Consider the following 16,496-nt stretch of genomic DNA (forward strand, 5'->3'; position numbering starts at 1 on the left):
TGCGGCGTATCAATCTGTCTGACATTGAATGCGTGTCCAAACGGCGATCCGGTCTGGCCGAGAGGTGGCATAACACGCTGCGTCCTTCGCACCGGGTCATCGTCGTCCGGCGCCGGCGCGGATGGTTCAAGGACTTCGTCGTTACACCAAAGAACCGCTATGTTTTTAAAACCGAGTTGGAACTGGCCATGGACAGGCTGCCGCAAATGCAGACGGGAGGGGGGTCGAAACCGGGCAGTGCATCGCGCTTGATTTCATCGCGTCACTAGACGCTCCCGAACACATCCGCACGCCCGTTGTGCGACAGGAGGGTTTTCGTGCAAGAAAGCGGCCCCCATTGTTGTGGAACGCTCTGCGTGCCGGGCCGTGTTGGAGCCTTCCCTCGCCACTCCGCTCGAAGAACACCCGACCGCAGCCGCCTCAATCTAATAAGCCCGTCCCACGCGCACGGAACGCCACTAAACAGATTGGTTGCGCGCGCGGGCAATTGGTTTACTCTCCCGACCTTGATGCCATTTCGATGAAAGACGAAACCATTGACATCGAATATCAATTCCAGCTGAGCAGCGGAATCCGCAAGCAATTCACTGTTCGATTGAAAAAGCCGGATTTGGAACTCGTCACCGATCGAAAAACCGTCCTCCCGGACTGGACAAAGCTGGAACACCATCAATGTCCCAATTGCCCGCTTGACCCCGCGCGGCACCCGCATTGCCCGATCGCGGCGAACCTGGTGGACGTCATCGAGGCGTTCAAAGAATGCCTGTCGATCGAGGAGGCAGACATCACCATACGCAGCGAGTCACGCGGGTATCACAAGCGGGCGACGGTTCAGTATGGCGTCGGCTCGCTGATGGGGCTCTATATGGCAGTCAGCGGTTGCCCGGTCATGGACAAGTTGCGGCCGATGGTTTACACGCATCTGCCGTTTGCCACCGTTGCCGAAACCATGTTCCGCGCCGCCTCCACCTATCTGCTGGCGCAGTATTTTTTGAGTCAACGCGGACGAGACCCCGATTGGAAGCTGGAAAGACTGGTTCGGATTTACGAAGATATCGGCACCGTCAACCAAAGTTTTGCCAGGCGGCTGTTGAGCATCAGCCCCAAGGATGCCAGCCTCAACGCGCTCGTCGGGCTCGACTGCTTCGCCACCGCCACGGCATTTTCCATCGTGCAGGACAGCCTGCGCGAGATTGAGCCGCTCTTTCGCGCCTACCTGGACAAAGACGGGGTGCGCTGACCGAGTCGGCCGCTACAAGGATGACGTGTCCGGCGTCTCCGTTGCGGGCAAATAACGAAGCTTGTCTTTTCGGCCGGTTGAGCTAATTGTTCATAAGCTCATCGGCGATTTTCTGAAAGGCCTGTTATGCGACAGACAACGATCGTTCCTGCTAGGCGCGTAGGCCGGGCGGCGCCTGTTGGCTTCACGCTTATCGAACTGCTCGTCGTAATCGCGATCATCGCGATTCTCGCGGGTCTGCTCCTGCCGGCACTGGCCAAAGCGAAGACCAAGGCGCAAGGCATCATGTGCATGAACAATGATCGCCAATTGATGCTGGCGTGGCGGCTTTACGTGGACGACAATCGAGATACGCTCCCATTTGCATACGTTGACGACAATCCTGCCAACAAGAATTACCGCTACGCCTGGGTCCACGGCATCCTAGATTACAACAACGCAAACCCCGCCAATTGGGACGTGACGAACACCATTATGCGAGGAGCGATCTGGCCTTACACGGGCGGTGCACTTCAGATATACAAGTGTCCGGCTGATGTCGTCCGGGTCAAACCAACGACTGGCCCGTTTAAAGGACAAAGTATTCCCCGTGCTCGCAGCATGTCGATGGACGCGTGGATGGGGATGAACGAGGGGGTTTACACCTGGTTTGGCGACAAAGTGGGCAACAGATATTTTTGGAAGTATCTCAAAATGTCGGACATCGTCGATCCTGGACCCGCGATGTCGTGGGTGCTGATCGATGAACACCCCGACAGCATCAACGATGGTTTCTTCGTTGTTGACATGCGCGGCTATCCGAATCCAGTGCAGGCAATGTTACCCGACTTTCCTGCAAGTTATCACAACAAGGCTGGCGGCCTGTCGTTCGCCGATGGCCACGCAGAAATTCATCGGTGGCGCGACCCACGCACAACTCCACCGGTCAGGCATGTGGTTGTCCAAACAGTCAATCAGGCAAACAACCAAGATGTTGTTTGGCTCTGGCAGCACACAACAAGTTTGCAATAACTTCGATTCTGATCTCGCTGCCGGCTTCAGAATGTCAGCTAAAAAACGACCGGGGCGGGGATTATTTGCGAATCGTACGCGACGACCGAAGAACTCGCGGCTCTAAATCTGAAAATCCACCGGGCGCGTGAGTTTGTTCAATACTTTGAGCTGGAGGTCCTCGAAAATCACCAGTGAGTTTGCCGGTATGCTGTGGGTCAGAAACACGTTCGCGCCTATCGTACTCGCTTCGCCCACGACGGTGTCTCCGCCCATGATGGTTGCGCCTGCGTAGATCGTCACATGGTCTTCGAGGGTTGGATGCCGTTTCTGGCCGCGCAACGTCTGGCCTCCGGAGAGCGATCGAGCCACCAGCCCAACGCCCTGATACAACTTGACGTGATTGCCGATGGTCACTGTCTCGCCCACAACCGTGCCGGTGCAGTGGTCCACGAAGAAATGCGTGCCGATCTTCGCTCCGGGGTGAAGGTCCATGCCGGTCCGGCTGTGCGCCCATTCGGTCATGATGCGCGGGATGAGCGTGACGCGCTTGCGGTAGAGTTCATGCGCCAGCCGTTGGACCGCGATGGCTTCGATGAAAGGGTAGGCGACGATGACTTCCTCCTTCGTCAATGCGGCGGGATCGCCGTTGTAGGCGGCTTCGACGTCCGTTTGAAGAAGTTCGCGCACCCGTGGCAGGCTGGCCAGAAAATCTCCGGTGAAACTGCGCGCCATCGGCCGCAGTTCCTTCTTCTTTGCGTCGGGTGGAGGCGCGTATTCGAGGCTCTTGTAGATTTCATCTTCGAGCCGCTCCCGCACCGCATCCATCAACGCGGCGGTTTCCGCTTTCAACTCCGATGAGTGAATCAGCTTGTCGTCGAAGAAACCCGGAAAGAGCAGGCGCAGCAGATCGGTGGTGATGGCGGCGATGGCGATCTTGGAGGGAAGGTTTTTGCCGTCGAGATGGTTGATGCCGCCCACGCGCGCATAGGAGGCGAGGAGCTGGTCGGTCAACTGGGTCACCGTCAGGTTGTTCACGAAACGGAGTATCCCGCAGGGCGGGATGAAACGCAAGCGGACGGCGGAAAGGAAAAAGCCGGGGCCTGAAAAGGCTCCGGCCTTGAATCGGGTCGGGAGGAATTATTTCGAAGAGTCCTTTTTGTCGCTGTCCGCGTTCTTCTTGCGATTGCGGACAAGGCCCGCCTTTTCGAGCTTTTCCTTGTCTTCCTTGCTGACCTTGGCGCGCTCTTCCTTGTTGAGCCTGCCGTCCTTGTTGGTGTCGTACTTTTCCAGCAATTCTTTTCGCAGTTTGCGCTGCTCTTCGGTCAGCTTAGGACGCTTCGTTCCGCCGTTGTCGGCATCAGCCGCGCGTAGAGCCGGCGCCAGGATCCCGAGCAGCGAAAGGCTGAGTGCCAATGTGAGTATTTTTTTCATAGCTTGCTTTGTCGATGGTGATCATCCGGCGCCGCGCCGGACAAACCCCACCATGATTTGTTTGAGTGTTGGACGCCGGGTCAGGACGAAAGGTTACGGGTCGATTTGCCCGCCCGGGGTTCCTCCAAGGCCGACGATTGCTTCGACCACCCGCGGGGGCCCGATGCCTTTCATGCAACGGAAATCGATCGGGCATTCACGTCGGAAACAGGGCGAACAGGGGGCGCCCGAGTCGACCACCCGCCAGCGCGGGTCGCCGGGCAGGGCGGGGCCCGTCAGTTGCGGCGATGTGCTGCCAAAGATCGCCACCACGGAAGTTCCGAGCGCCGCTGCCGCGTGCATCGGACCGGTGTCATTCGTCACCAGGACTCGGCAGAGCTTCAGGCACGCGCAGAGTTCCCGCAGTGAGGTGCGTCCGGACAAATTCACAAATCGCGGACGGAATTTCCACTGGTTCGCCGTTTTCCAAAATTCCTGTTCGATTCTCTCCGCAATGGCGATATCGCCTTCGCCCCCGAAAACCACCACGCCCCAACCCGGCCAGGCCGCCGCCTCTCTCGCCAACCAAAGAAAGTTATCCAGCGGCCAGCGTTTCGCGGGTCCATATTCCGCGCCCGGATTAAGGCCGAGCCAGTGCGCATTGTCCGCGAGTTCGAATTTTTGTCGTGCGGCCGCGACTTCGCCGGCCGTCATTTCGAGAAGGGGCGGCAGCGGGTCCGGGTTGGCGCCGAGTGCGGATACGAGATGCAGATAGTCACGGATCTGGTGAACATTCGTGCCCGAAGCAGCGCTCCGCATTTCGTGATTGCAGGAACCTGCGGAGGTGGAGCCGGTGCCACGGTGGTCACGGGCGACGAGCTTTTTAATTTCACCAACCGAACGTTTTCTCGTCGCCGTGCCACCGGCGCGCGAAGCAACGGCATTCGTCAAAAAATAATTCCGTCCCGGACGCCCGTAACCAATGCGCTGAGGAATACGCGCCAGCCACAGCTCCAGGGCCGAGCGATGAGAGTTGGCGAGGGTGAGGCCCGTTCGAAAATGTCCCGCGCGAAGTTTTCTCGCCACGCTCCAGAGGGTGTCCCGCTTTGAGAAGGTCACGATGGCGTCCACAGCCGGGTGATGCGCCCACAATCCGGCCAGCTTTTCGTGCGTGAGGAGTGTGATGAGGGCGCCGGGCGTCGCCTCGCGCAACCGGAGCAGGGCGGGAGTTGTCATCACGGCGTCGCCGAGCCAGTTCACCCCGCGCACGAGGATTCTTCCGAGGTGCGCGTCGTGGATGGCGTGGGGCGCAATCACGGTGTGTTCGGAATTGATGCAGTCGAATCGGTGGCCGCAACGGAAGCGCCGGTCCCGGTTCTTCTCCACTTTCCCGGCTTCCAGCGGTTGTGCACCCAAAACCAGTTCGCCGGATCGCGGCGGACGCCGATTTCCAACGCGCGGTTGACATCGCGCATGATGGCCTCGGAGGAACGCGGCCGGCCGCCTTCGTGGGTCGCAATTTCATCACCGACTTCGACGCGCCAGCGACCCGGCGAGACGCGATAACAGATCGCGGTGAAAACCGGGCAATGGTATCGCAACGCGAGCACCGCCGGCGCGGCGCTCGTGGAGCAGTCGCGTCCTAAAAATGGCAGCCGCAGGCCGTGGTCGCCCGCGTGTTGATCGGCAAGCAGGCCGAGCGCGGTGCCGCCGCGGCTCATCACGGTCTTCAAGGCGCCGGCGTCAGTGCGCCGTTCGAAGTAGAGGCAGCCGGATTTTTCGCGGAGCGATTGCAGGAGCCTGTTCAGGGCGGGCTGGCGCAGGGCGCGGTAGGTGGTTGCAAACTGATAGCCGGGCGCGAACGACGCGCACCGGGCGTAAAGCTCGAAGTTGCCGAAGTGACCGATGGCGATCACGCAGCTGGCGGGCGTTTCACCGGGCGCGGCCGCGTGAAGCTTTTCCACGCCCGCCGCCTGCACGACCTTCTTGATTTCGTCGTTGCTCATGGCGGCTGTTTTCACCGCGCAGGCGAAGTTTTCGCCAATGCGACGGAAGTTCTCTCTGACCAGGGCGCGGATCGCGGTCGGGGATTTTTCGGCGCCGAGGCACAAACGGAGGTTGTCCAACGCCACGCGCCGATGCCGTGCGTCGAGCGACCAGGCAAGCGATCCACCCGCCCGCCCCAGATGCGCCACGACGCGCAGTGGGAGCGCCTGCAACGCAGCGACGACCGCGCGCGCCAGGCAGTAGAGCAGCAGGTCCATTGTTCAGCGAAAACAGATTTTCTGCACGCAGTCGTGAAAGTCCTTGGCTCCGCTGAGAATCTTGATCTCGACCCGCATGAAGTAAATCGAGAGGTCGCGGCGGTCGATCTTCGGAAAGCGCACGGCATCCTTTTGCGTCGTGACGATGGCGTGGGCTTGGCGTTTCTTGCTCCGGTTGATGACATTCAACACCTCCTGTTGAGTGAACCGATGGTGGTCGGCAAAACGCTTCGAGTAAACGAGCTCGCCGCCGATCTGCGAGAGGCTCAGTTCGAAGCTTTCCGGTTGTGCAATCCCACTGAGCGAGGCGACCTTCCGGCCCTTGATCAGATCGAGGCCATGGCGTTCGCCCGTGAATACGTCTTCGAAGTAAAGCGGGTGATGCACACACTCGATGATCCCGGCGGTGCGGTTGTGTTGCGCAATGCGCTCACGGAGCGCGGCCGTGTTGCCATCGCTCTTGGTGATGAAGATGACATTGGCGCGCGACAGGTGCGAAGGCGGTTCGCGCAAAGATCCTCGCGGCTCCAGGTGCTCGTTGCCAAACGGCTGCTGGCAGTCAATCAGCACCACGTCCTGCCGGCGACCGCGCAGCTTCCAGTATTGGAATCCGTCGTCGAGCAGCAGCGTGTCGCAGCCGAATTTTTCAATTGCGTAACGTCCGCTCTTCACGCGGTCCTTGTCCACCAGAACGATGACATCCTTGAGGTTTGACGCCAGCATGTACGGTTCGTCACCGGCGGTTTCCGAATCGAGCAGCAGAGACCGTCCGTCCGACACAATGCGCGGTGGCGTGCGGTCCTGCCGGAACAGAAACCGGTCGATCAACCGCTTGGCCAGCGGCGGCGGCTTCGAGCGGTAACCGCGCGAGAGGATGGCCACCGTGCGGCCCTGGTCCCGGAGTTCGCGCGCAAATTTTTCCACGACCGGCGTTTTGCCGGTGCCACCCCAGGTCAGATTGCCAATGGCGATGACTTGCACGCCAAGCGTGAAGTCGCGCAGGATGCGGACGTTGTAAAGAAAACGGCGGATTTTTTTGAGGACCTGATAGATTTTAGAAAGCGCAAGCAAGGCGACACGCATCATTGCGGCCCGCTTGCCACGGCGTTGTTCGGAGATGACTTCGAGGACGAAGGTTTCCGCCGCCTCCGTCCAGTCTCGGACTCGCTCGCGCATGTATGCGCAGTCTGCCTACAGGCGGAGCGCGAAGCAAGCGGGCAAGGGCGCGGCGAAGAGCAGGTCGGTCCGGACAACTGTTGAATCAAAATCCGTTTGCCTTTGTGTCCGATTTCGCAACACTCCCGCGCATGAGCAAGACGAACAAGTTCGCCGCCTACCCGCGTCTCAATCCGCTCGGCGTGGGCGGACGCATCTCTGCCGCTGACCTGGTCGAGAAGACGTTTCTTGCCTACAATGCCGGGCGCCTGCGCGAAGCGGCCAGATTGCTCGCGGAAAAGATGCTGCCGGAGGATGGATTCGTCGGCATGAGCCTCACCGGCGCGCTCACACCGGCGGGCCTGGGCAAATCATGCCTCATCCCCCTCATCAGGGCCGGCTTCGTGGACTGGATCGTCTCCACCGGCGCGAACCTTTACCATGACCTGCACTACGGCCTCGACATGGCGCTGTACCAGGGTTCGCCATTCCTTGATGACGTGAAACTGCACCGCGACGGCGTCATCCGCATTTACGACGTGTTGTTCGATTACAACGTGTTGCTCGACACGGACGCGTTCGTGCGGGAAGTCATCCAGGGTCCGGAATTCCAGCGCACGATGGGCACCGATGAGTTCCATCGTTTGCTCGGCAAATACGTTCACGAACGGGGCAGGAAACTTGGCTTGAAGGATTCGAGCGTGCTCGCCACCGCGTACGAATGCGGTGTTCCGATCTTTACCAGCAGCCCCGGCGACAGTTCCATAGGAATGAACGTGGCCGCGATGGCGTTGCGTGATTCCAAACTGCTGTTTGACGTGAATCGCGATGTGAATCAGACCGCGGCAATTGTATACGAGGCAAAGTCCACTGGCCACACGTCCTCGGTTTTCATCCTTGGCGGCGGCTCGCCAAAAAATTTCATGCTCCAGACCGAGCCGCAGATCCAGGAAGTGATGGGGCTTGCGGAAAAGGGCCACGATTATTTTCTGCAATGCACCGACGCGCGCCCGGACACCGGCGGGCTGAGCGGGGCAACGCCGGCCGAGGCCGTGAGCTGGGGCAAGGTAGATCCCGACACGCTGCCCGATTGCGTCGTTTGCTACACCGACTCGACCATCGCGCTGCCGTTGCTGACCGCATGCTGTCTGAGCCGCGTGAAACCGCGCCGATTGAAACGCCTCTGTGATCGTCGGGACGAGATTCTGGAAAATGTGCGCGCCAAATACCTCAAGACCGGCAGCATATCCAAAGTGCTGACCTCGCGCAAAATCGCCAAACGCGGGAGCAGCGTCGGGATCAAAAGGAAATGATTTTGCCGCCGAGCGGGTCAGCGGGGTGACTCGCGACGCAGCGGGTCGTCCCGGGCAATGCGTCCGTGAACAGCATCCGCTCAGAGCGCTTCCTGATGTCACCAACCTGACGCTTGCATTCCGTTGGAGAGCGATTCATCCTGACCGCCCGTTTCATTTCGGGCGCACCAATGTGCTCCGAAGACGCAGTCACATGAGCAACTCGCCGGACACCGGTTTGGATTTGGAAGATCTGGAGCTGCAGCTCCTGCCCGCCTGGGCCAAACAGTCGCCGTCTGCCAATCGCTACGCCAGATACGAAGGCGGCGAAAAGGACTCAGGACCTCAAGATCGCGACCGGCGTGAGCGTCGTGGCCGGGGCCCGCAAGACCGCAGGCCGGGCGGAGACAGGCGCTCAGGCGACTCGCGTCGGTCCCGGGACGACCGCGGCCGTCCGCCGCGGCGGGAGGGATTCGATCGTTCCGAAGCATCGCTCCGGGAGGACAAACCGGAGGTGGTCTTGTCGTTGCCGGAAGTGACCGTGACGATCGTACCGGAGGAAAAGGGGGTCGAATCACTCGCCCGGCAGATCAAGCTGACCGGCCGCGCGTATCCGGTCTTTGACATTGCGCATCTGATTTTGAAGCGTCCGGAACGTTACCGCGTCACCTTCGGCGCGATCAAAAAGCCCGATGGGCAGGTTCCTCAACAGCTTTGGCTCTGCAATCTGGACGACACGATCTGGCTTTCCGAGCGCGATGCGGTCAGTCACGCACTCCGCCGGCACTTTGACACGTTTTACAAAGCCGAGCGCATACCAACCGACCCGCCCAAGGGAACGTACACCTTCGTCGCACAATGCAGTTTGAGTGGCGTGGTTCTTGGACCTCCGAATTATCACGATTATCAGAACAAGTTGCGCAAATTGCACTCCGAACGGTTCGCCCGGATGCCGTTCGAGGCTTACAAGTCGAAGGTGCGAATCGTGAAGGACGAAGCCGTGGTTAAAAAATGGATCGAGGAACAAAGCTTCAAGACGGAGTTCAGCTGCCTCAACGTGCCTGAACCGAAAAAGCTCGGCAGCCGTGAAGACGTGGAAAGGCATTTTAGCGAAGTGCATTCGGGAAACATCATCAGCGCGGTTGAAGCGCACACCCTGTCCGGATCCGCGGCGCAGCAGTTGCCGACACCCGCGTTGCGCCAGTTGCTGCGGCGGGCCTGGGATGAACAGGAGCGGTTTCCGATCAAAGTCGTCACCACGCTCAGCCAGCAGCTTGCCCCGCATGGTCTGCAATTCTTCAAGGTCAACAAAACCATCACCCATGTGGCCGTTGCGCGCCCGCACTTTCTCGATCTCGATGCCACGCCCGTGTCGGAAGGAATCAAACGCATTGTCGATCACATCAACGCGCGTCCCGGGTGTACTCGCCGTCGGCTGATCGAGGCGCTTTCGCCCTCGCCGACGGTCGCAGCCACCGTGGCGGCCGGTGCGGACGGGACTCTTCCGGCGGGCCGGCAGACGATTGATTCAACCGCGCGTCATGCCGCAATGCAGGAGCCGACCCCGGAACAAACAGCCGTGATTGCGGATTTGCACTGGCTGATTCATCAGGGGCACGTGATCGAGTTCGCGAACGGTCGGATCGAGACCGCCAAAAAACCAGTTCCGAGACCGCCCAAGCCGGCCGAGAAACCCGCCGCAACCGTGCCGGGGCCGGTGACAGCCGACGACGCGCTTCCCAAAAGCCGTCCAGCGACTGCGGAGACAGGGTCGCCTTCACAAGCCGGTACGTCGTCCGAAGATATCCCGGGGACTTTGGAAACCGGACAACAACCGGGGGGGGAGCGAAGTGGCGGCATCTGGGACCGTTGATTCGGGTGCGGGAACTGGCATCGCGCCTTCCGAGGCGGCGCCGCGAAGCGATCCTGCGACCGCACCGGCAGGCGGCGTATAGCGGTCAGCGTTGCGCCCTTCGTTACCGTGTCGCCAACTCCTGCGGCGGAATATCAATGCTCGACAGCGTTTCGCCCGCCCGCGAATAATCCGCCGAATTTTTCGCATGAAACAAAAAGCCTACGCGCGCGCGGGTGTTGACATCGATCTTGGGAATCGCGTCAAGTCGACGCTCCCACGGCTGCTCGCGATCACGCGTCGCCGCGAAGTGCTCGGCAAGGTCGGCGGATTCGGGGGTCTTTTCGCGCTCGATACCAAGAAGTATAAACAACCCGTGCTTGTCTCGAGTGTTGATGGCGTCGGCACCAAGTTGAAGATCGCATTCGCGATGGGCCGCCACGACACCATCGGGCAGGACCTGGTCAACCATTGCGTCAACGACATCGCCGTGTTGGGCGCCGAGCCCCTGTTCTTTCTTGATTACCTCGGCACCGGACTGCTTGAACCGCACGTTTTTTCAGAAATCATCAAGGGCTTCGCCAAAGCCTGCGCCGAAAACAATTGCGCGCTCATCGGTGGAGAGACGGCTCAGCTGCCCGGTTTCTACCGGACAGGTGAATACGATGTGAGCGGCACGATCATCGGCGTCGTGGAAAAATCCCGGATGCTCGACGGCAGATGCATCAAGCCCGGTGACGTGGTGGTGGGAATCGCTTCCAGCGGACTGCACACCAACGGCTATTCGCTCGCGCGCAACATCTTCTTTAAGCGGATGCAACTCAAGCCCACCAGCCGCGTCGCAGAACTCGGCAACACGATCGGCGACGAACTGTTGAAGGTTCATTTGAGCTACGGCCCGCTTGTGCAAAAACTGATCCGGCGTTTCAACGCTCATCCGCCCACAGCCGGGCATGGGACGGCGCTCCGCGCATTCGCGCACATCACCGGCGGCGGGTTCATCGACAACATCCCCCGCGTCTTGCCGAAGGACTGTGATGTCATCATCCGCAAGGGCGCGTGGGACATGCCGCCGATTTTCCAACTGATTCAGGCCCGCGGCGGCGTGCCCGAAGACGAGTTGTACCAGGTTTTCAACATGGGCATCGGCATGACTGCTATTGTTGCTGCCGACAAGGTGGACGCTGTGTTGAAATTCATTCGCGTGCAAAAGTCGGTGGCCTGGTCGATTGGAGAAGTAGTGAAGGGCCGAGGTCGGGTGCAATTGATCGAGGGTCGGTAACAAATGCTGTCATGGTGAATCGGACTCCAGATTGGAACAACCGGAGTGGCGCGTTGCCGCGGATGAAAAGAACTCATCGACATTCTGTAATTGTAGAAAGGGGATGACCCGGATCATCTGACCTCGAAATCGTCCCGCGCCGGTCGTAAGGATGGATTCGCGCGCGAGGTCCAAGTTCGGCAGGCCAGCGGTGTGATATTTCGGGCGGGGCAATCCAAAAGGAAGAAATAAGGCCGCCCCGGACCGGCAGAACTCACAAGGCGGTCAGCTTTTTTCCCCTTTCAGCAGCGACACGGCATAGTCCCGATTCATGCGGGCGATGAAACCAAGGCTGATTTCCTTCGGGCAAACGGCTTCACATGATCCGGTGACCGTGCAGTTGCCGAAACCTTCCGCGTCCATCGCCCGGACCATGTTCGTCACGCGCCGGTCTTTTTCGATCTTTCCCTGCGGAAGCAGGCCGAGATGGGAGACTTTCGCGGCCACAAACAGCATCGCACTGGCATTCTTGCACGCGGCAACGCAGGCGCCGCAACCAATGCATTGCGCGGCGTCCATCGCGAGGTCGGAAGCGTCCTTGGAAACGGGAATCCCATTGGCATCCGGCACACCGCCGGTTGAGACGGACACGAACCCGCCGGCCTGCATGATGCGATCGAAGGCGCTGCGATCCACAATGAGGTCCCGCAGAACAGGAAATGCCCTTGCGCGCCACGGTTCGATGGTGATGGTGTCGCCGCTCTGAAAATGGCGCATGTGCAATTGGCAGGCGGTGGTGCCCTTGCGACCGCCGTGGGGAACACCGTTGATGACCAGGGAACACGCGCCGCAAATACCCTCGCGGCAATCGGAATCGAACGCGATCGGTTCCTTGCCTCGCGTGATAAGTTCCTCGTTCACCACATCGAGCATTTCCAGGAACGACATGTCCGGGATGATGTTCCTGGCTTCGCAGGTTTCGAAGCGTCCGGCCGATTCCGGGCTCTCCTGGCGCCAGACTCTGAGCGTGAGGTCCATTATTTGTAACTCCTCTGCGTCATGTGGGCTTCCTCGTACTCGAGGGGTTCCTTGTGAAGCGCGGGCGGTTTGTCCTGTCCCTGGTATTCCCAGGCCGCGACGTAGGCGAAATGTTCGTCATCCCGACGCGCTTCGCCGTCTTCGGTCTGAAACTCCTCGCGAAAATGGCCGCCGCAGGACTCGTTTCGATGGAGTCCGTCAAGGCAGAGCAATTCGGCAAATTCCATGAAGTCCGCCACGCGCCCGGCGTATTCAAGGTCCTGGTTCAACTCGCCGTTTTTACCGGTGACATTGACGTTGTTCCAGAATTCCTCGCGCAACAGGGGAATGCGGTTCAACGCCTCCTTCAAGCCGGCTTCGCTGCGCGACATGCCGCATTTCTCCCAGAGCAGTTTGCCCAGTTCGCGGTGCAGACTCGTCACTGTCCGCCTGCCTTTGATGGCCAGCAGCCGGTTGGTCCGGGCTCGGGACGTTTCTTCGGAGGTCTTGAAACCGGCATGGCTCGCCGGAATTTTGAACTGCTTCGACGAAGCGAAGTAGTGGCCGATGGTATAGGGCAGAACAAAATAACCGTCGGCCAGGCCCTGCATCAGGGCGCTGGCGCCGAGCCGGTTCGCGCCGTGGTCGGAGAAGTTCGCTTCCCCGACCACGAACAGACCCGGGAGGTTGCTCATCAAATTGTAATCCACCCACAGACCTCCCATCGTGTAATGCACCGCCGGATAAATGCGCATCGGCACTTGATACGCGTTTTCTCCGGTGATTTTCTCGTACATGTCGAACAGATTGCCGTAACGCTCCCTGATCCGTTCTTCGCCCAGTCGCCGGATGGCGTCGGAAAAATCGAGGAACACACCGAGTCCGCCGGGACCAACACCCCGGCCTTCGTCGCACACCTCTTTCGCGGCGCGGGAGGAAATGTCACGCGGAGCCAGGTTGCCGAAGCTCGGGTATTTTCGTTCAAGATAGTAGTCGCGATCCGCTTCGGGAATCGTGCCCGGAGGTTTCTGACAGTCGTCCTTCCTCTTCGGAACCCAGACGCGCCCGTCGTTGCGCAGCGATTCAGACATCAAAGTGAGCTTCGATTGATGATCGCCGCTGACGGGAATGCACGTCGGGTGAATCTGCGTGTAGCACGGGTTGGCAAACGCGGCGCCCTTCTTGTACGCCCGCCAGGCGGCGGTGACATTGCAGCCTTTCGCGTTCGTCGAGAGAAAAAAGACATTGCCGTACCCGCCGGTCGCCAGCACCACGGCGTCGCCCGCGTGCGAGGAGATTTCGCCGCTGACCAGGTCGCGCACGACGATGCCCTTCGCATGGCCGTCGATCACAACCAAATCCAGCATTTCCGTGCGGGGAAACATTTTCACCGCGCCGAGGCCGATCTGACGGCAGAGCGCCTGATAAGCGCCGAGCAGCAGTTGCTGGCCGGTCTGGCCGCGCGCATAAAACGTCCGTGAAACCTGGGCGCCGCCGAAGGAACGGTTGTCGAGATAGCCGCTGTATTCGCGGGCGAACGGCACGCCCTGGGCGACGCACTGGTCGATGATGTTCACGCTCACCTGCGCAAGCCGGTAAACGTTTGCCTCACGGGACCTGAAATCGCCGCCTTTGACCGTGTCGTAGAACAGCCGGTAAACGCTGTCTCCATCGTTCTTGTAATTCTTGGCGGCATTGATGCCGCCTTGCGCGGCGATGCTATGGGCGCGGCGGGGACTGTCCTGAAAACAAAAGCACTTCACGTTGTAACCAAGTTCGGCGAGCGTCGCCGCCGAAGACGCCCCGGCGAGGCCCGACCCAACGACGATGACATCGAACTTTCGTTTGTTGGCCGGGTTCACCAGCTTCATCTCGAAACGGTGCTTGTCCCACTTCTGCGCGATCGGGCCGGCCGGAATTTTCGCGTCGAGAACCATGTTACTTCAAAGCCTCCTTTCCGTACCCGAGCAGGATCGCGATGGGGATGGAGGCATAACCGAGAAAAATCAACCAGGCGGACACCCTGGCCAGTCGATCGATGAGCGGCCCGTAGGCGGCGTTCTTCCAGCCGACCGACTGGAACATCGCGCCCACGCCGTGGCTGAGGTGCAGGCAGAGCAGCGCCATTGCAACAAGATAAAAGGTCGACACAAGCGGGTTTGAAAAGCCGGTCACCATCATCGCGAAAACATCATGCCGCCCCTTCCCGTCGCGCAGCGCCACAAAATCCTGGCCGGTCAAATTGAGGGACTTCACCTGCGCCGTGAAATGAAGCAGGTGGTAGATGACGAACGCGGCAATGATCAAACCGCTCATCAGCATGGTGCGCGAGGCGTAACTGGCGGCGACTGGCGACGGGTCGCCCGCGTAGCCGACCGGCCGCGCCATTTTGTTCTCCGCCGAAAGTTTGACCGCCGACCAGATGTGCAGGCCGACCATGCCGAGCAGGACGATGCGCGCCGGCCAGAGAATCTCCTTGTTGGATTGCAGGAAATCGCCGTAACGATTGATCGCCTCCGGTCCGAGAAAAATCTGTAAATTGCCCAACAGGTGTCCGACAACGAATAAAAAAAGGGCGCCGCCGCTCACCGCCATGAGAAATTTCTTGCCAAGCGAAGATTTGAACAGGTTTGCGCCGATATTCATTTCAAAGTTGGCCGGAACCGCCGCCAAATGTCAGACATTCTAATGATGCACGACGAACACCGTCAATGCGCCTGAGCAGGTATAAGTGGGACTTGCCCGCGGGTTACATCGACTAATCGCGAACGAAAAATCAGTCGCGCGGGTTGAACCGCGACTCTTTCGCCAGTTGTTCCCACAACGCGCGCTCGCCGGCGCCAACGCGATCAGGCACCTGGATGTCCAGCACCACGAATAGATCACCGCGTCCGCCCTCGCGTCGCTGCAGACCCTGGCCGCGAATGCGCAGCTTCTGACCGCGCTGCGCGCCCGCCGGGATCCTGATGCTGACGCGCCCGTTCAACGTTGTGACCGATACCTGAGCTCCGAGCACGGCTTCCCACGGCGCCAGATCCAGATCGCACAACAGGTCGTCGCCGTCCACACGGAAGTCCGGGTGTTTCGCGAATCGCACGCGCAAAAGCAGGTCGCCTGCCGCACCGCGTCCGAAACCCGGCTCGCCGCGGCCTGCCAGGCGCAGTCGCTGTCCTTCTCGAACACCCGCGGGGATTTTCACCTGATAATTCTCAACCTTGCCCATCCGGCCGCTGCCGTGACATTGGGGACAGGTCCGTCCCTTGATTTCGCCGTTGCCACCGCAGCGGTCGCAAGCCGCATCGCGCCGCAGCGACACGGGACGAACGGAACCGCTCAATGCCTCCTCGAGCGTCACCATGATGTCGGCCTCGATATCCTGGCCCCGCTGGGAAGATTCCTGAAAGGCTCCGCCAAAGCCTGCGCCGCGCCGCCCTCCGCCCGTCGAACCGAAGAACTGCTCAAAGAAATCGCTGAAACCCGTGCCCCCAAAGTGAAACTCAAAATCGCCGGCCTGCTCCTGCCCGGTCCCGGAACGCCAGGTCCGCTGCTGCCAGCCCGGTGGCGGCCGGAATTCCGCGCCCTGTTTCCAGTTCGCGCCGAGTTCATCGTACTTCTTTCGTTTCCCGGGATCACTCAGGACTTCATACGCCTCGTTGATCTCCTTGAACTTTTCCTCGGCGGTTTTTTTGTCTTTGGCGACGTCGGGGTGGTATTGTCGCGCGAGTTTGCGGAACGCCTTGCGAATGTCCTCGTCGCTCGCTGTCCGTTCAACACCCAGAATCCTGTAATAGTCCCTGAACTCGACTGCCATAATTTCGTTTCTCTTCGGCCGCGCGCCGTCTTTCGATCCGGCTCATCGCACCGGATGCGCCCAGAATGTAGCGTTGTGTCCCGTTCTTTCAATAACCGTGATGCCGGTCCCTGGCCCGGTGCGACGTGCGCGCGGTCATCAAGGCCGGCGGGCCGGGGTGGACAACCGTTGGTCGTCGTGATGATCGCGCCATCCTCCGCT

The 16,496-nt window shown here is 60.1% G+C and carries 15 protein-coding genes; 6 read left to right on the forward strand and 9 right to left on the reverse strand.

Annotation, left to right across the window (positions count from 1 at the left end; translation table 11 throughout):
* The 3 genes from VN887_03505 to VN887_03515 all read left to right on the forward strand — a co-directional run.
* Positions 1-269 (forward strand): hypothetical protein (locus VN887_03505; protein HXT39068.1); only part of this gene is annotated, 269 nt, incomplete at its 5' end.
* Between the two features lie 251 nt (positions 270-520).
* Positions 521-1,240, forward strand: coding sequence for a hypothetical protein (locus VN887_03510; protein HXT39069.1), 720 nt, complete (start codon positions 521-523; stop codon positions 1,238-1,240).
* A gap of 126 nt (positions 1,241-1,366) precedes the next feature.
* Entirely contained in the window at positions 1,367-2,251 is an 885-nt protein-coding gene (locus tag VN887_03515) for a prepilin-type N-terminal cleavage/methylation domain-containing protein (protein HXT39070.1), read from the forward strand.
* A gap of 102 nt (positions 2,252-2,353) precedes the next feature.
* Here VN887_03515 and VN887_03520 read toward each other — a convergent pair whose 3' ends face one another.
* The 5 genes from VN887_03520 to lpxK form a co-directional block, all read right to left on the reverse strand.
* Complete coding sequence (locus VN887_03520) at positions 2,354-3,268, reverse strand: serine acetyltransferase (protein HXT39071.1); 915 nt, start codon at positions 3,266-3,268, stop codon at positions 2,354-2,356.
* 102 nt (positions 3,269-3,370) lie between these two features.
* Positions 3,371-3,664: a hypothetical protein gene (locus VN887_03525; GenBank protein ID HXT39072.1), complete on the reverse strand. Its 294-nt coding sequence runs from the start codon at positions 3,662-3,664 to the stop codon at positions 3,371-3,373.
* Positions 3,665-3,757: 93 nt separating this feature from the next.
* Positions 3,758-4,960: a lipopolysaccharide heptosyltransferase II gene (waaF, locus tag VN887_03530; protein HXT39073.1), complete on the reverse strand. Its 1,203-nt coding sequence runs from the start codon at positions 4,958-4,960 to the stop codon at positions 3,758-3,760.
* Positions 4,957-5,907: a hypothetical protein gene (locus VN887_03535; GenBank protein HXT39074.1), complete on the reverse strand. Its 951-nt coding sequence runs from the start codon at positions 5,905-5,907 to the stop codon at positions 4,957-4,959. The genes waaF and VN887_03535 overlap by 4 nt, the downstream gene beginning before the upstream one ends.
* Positions 5,908-5,910: 3 nt before the next feature.
* Positions 5,911-7,083, reverse strand: coding sequence for a tetraacyldisaccharide 4'-kinase (gene lpxK / locus VN887_03540; GenBank protein ID HXT39075.1), 1,173 nt, complete (start codon positions 7,081-7,083; stop codon positions 5,911-5,913).
* 131 nt (positions 7,084-7,214) lie between these two features.
* On the opposite strand from lpxK, the gene speY reads away from it, so the two are divergent.
* From speY to purM, 3 genes are all read left to right on the forward strand, one after another.
* The gene (gene speY, locus VN887_03545) at positions 7,215-8,375 is read left to right on the forward strand and encodes a deoxyhypusine synthase (GenBank protein HXT39076.1); all 1,161 of its coding nucleotides are present in this window, start codon (positions 7,215-7,217) and stop codon (positions 8,373-8,375) included.
* 193 nt (positions 8,376-8,568) lie between these two features.
* Positions 8,569-10,227 carry a hypothetical protein gene (locus tag VN887_03550; GenBank protein ID HXT39077.1) on the forward strand — a complete coding sequence of 553 codons (1,659 nt, stop codon included), beginning with the start codon at positions 8,569-8,571 and terminating at the stop codon, positions 10,225-10,227.
* 187 nt (positions 10,228-10,414) lie between these two features.
* Positions 10,415-11,488, forward strand: coding sequence for a phosphoribosylformylglycinamidine cyclo-ligase (gene purM / locus VN887_03555; protein ID HXT39078.1), 1,074 nt, complete (start codon positions 10,415-10,417; stop codon positions 11,486-11,488).
* A 264-nt stretch (positions 11,489-11,752) separates the two neighbouring features.
* Here the strand turns inward: purM and VN887_03560 are convergent, their stop codons facing one another.
* The 4 genes from VN887_03560 to VN887_03575 form a co-directional block, all read right to left on the reverse strand.
* Positions 11,753-12,505 (reverse strand): succinate dehydrogenase/fumarate reductase iron-sulfur subunit, encoded by a 753-nt coding sequence (locus VN887_03560; protein HXT39079.1) that lies wholly within the window; start codon positions 12,503-12,505, stop codon positions 11,753-11,755.
* The gene (locus VN887_03565; protein HXT39080.1) at positions 12,505-14,421 is read right to left on the reverse strand and encodes a fumarate reductase/succinate dehydrogenase flavoprotein subunit; all 1,917 of its coding nucleotides are present in this window, start codon (positions 14,419-14,421) and stop codon (positions 12,505-12,507) included. Before VN887_03565 ends, VN887_03560 begins: the two co-directional genes overlap by 1 nt.
* A 1-nt stretch (position 14,422) precedes the next feature.
* Positions 14,423-15,130 carry a succinate dehydrogenase cytochrome b subunit gene (locus tag VN887_03570; GenBank protein ID HXT39081.1) on the reverse strand — a complete coding sequence of 236 codons (708 nt, stop codon included), beginning with the start codon at positions 15,128-15,130 and terminating at the stop codon, positions 14,423-14,425.
* A 130-nt stretch (positions 15,131-15,260) separates the two neighbouring features.
* Positions 15,261-16,295, reverse strand: coding sequence for a J domain-containing protein (locus VN887_03575; protein ID HXT39082.1), 1,035 nt, complete (start codon positions 16,293-16,295; stop codon positions 15,261-15,263).
* Between the last annotated feature and the right edge of the window lie 201 nt (positions 16,296-16,496).

It is taken from the genome of Candidatus Angelobacter sp. (assembly GCA_035607015.1).
Lineage (GTDB): Bacteria > Verrucomicrobiota > Verrucomicrobiia > Limisphaerales > AV2 > AV2.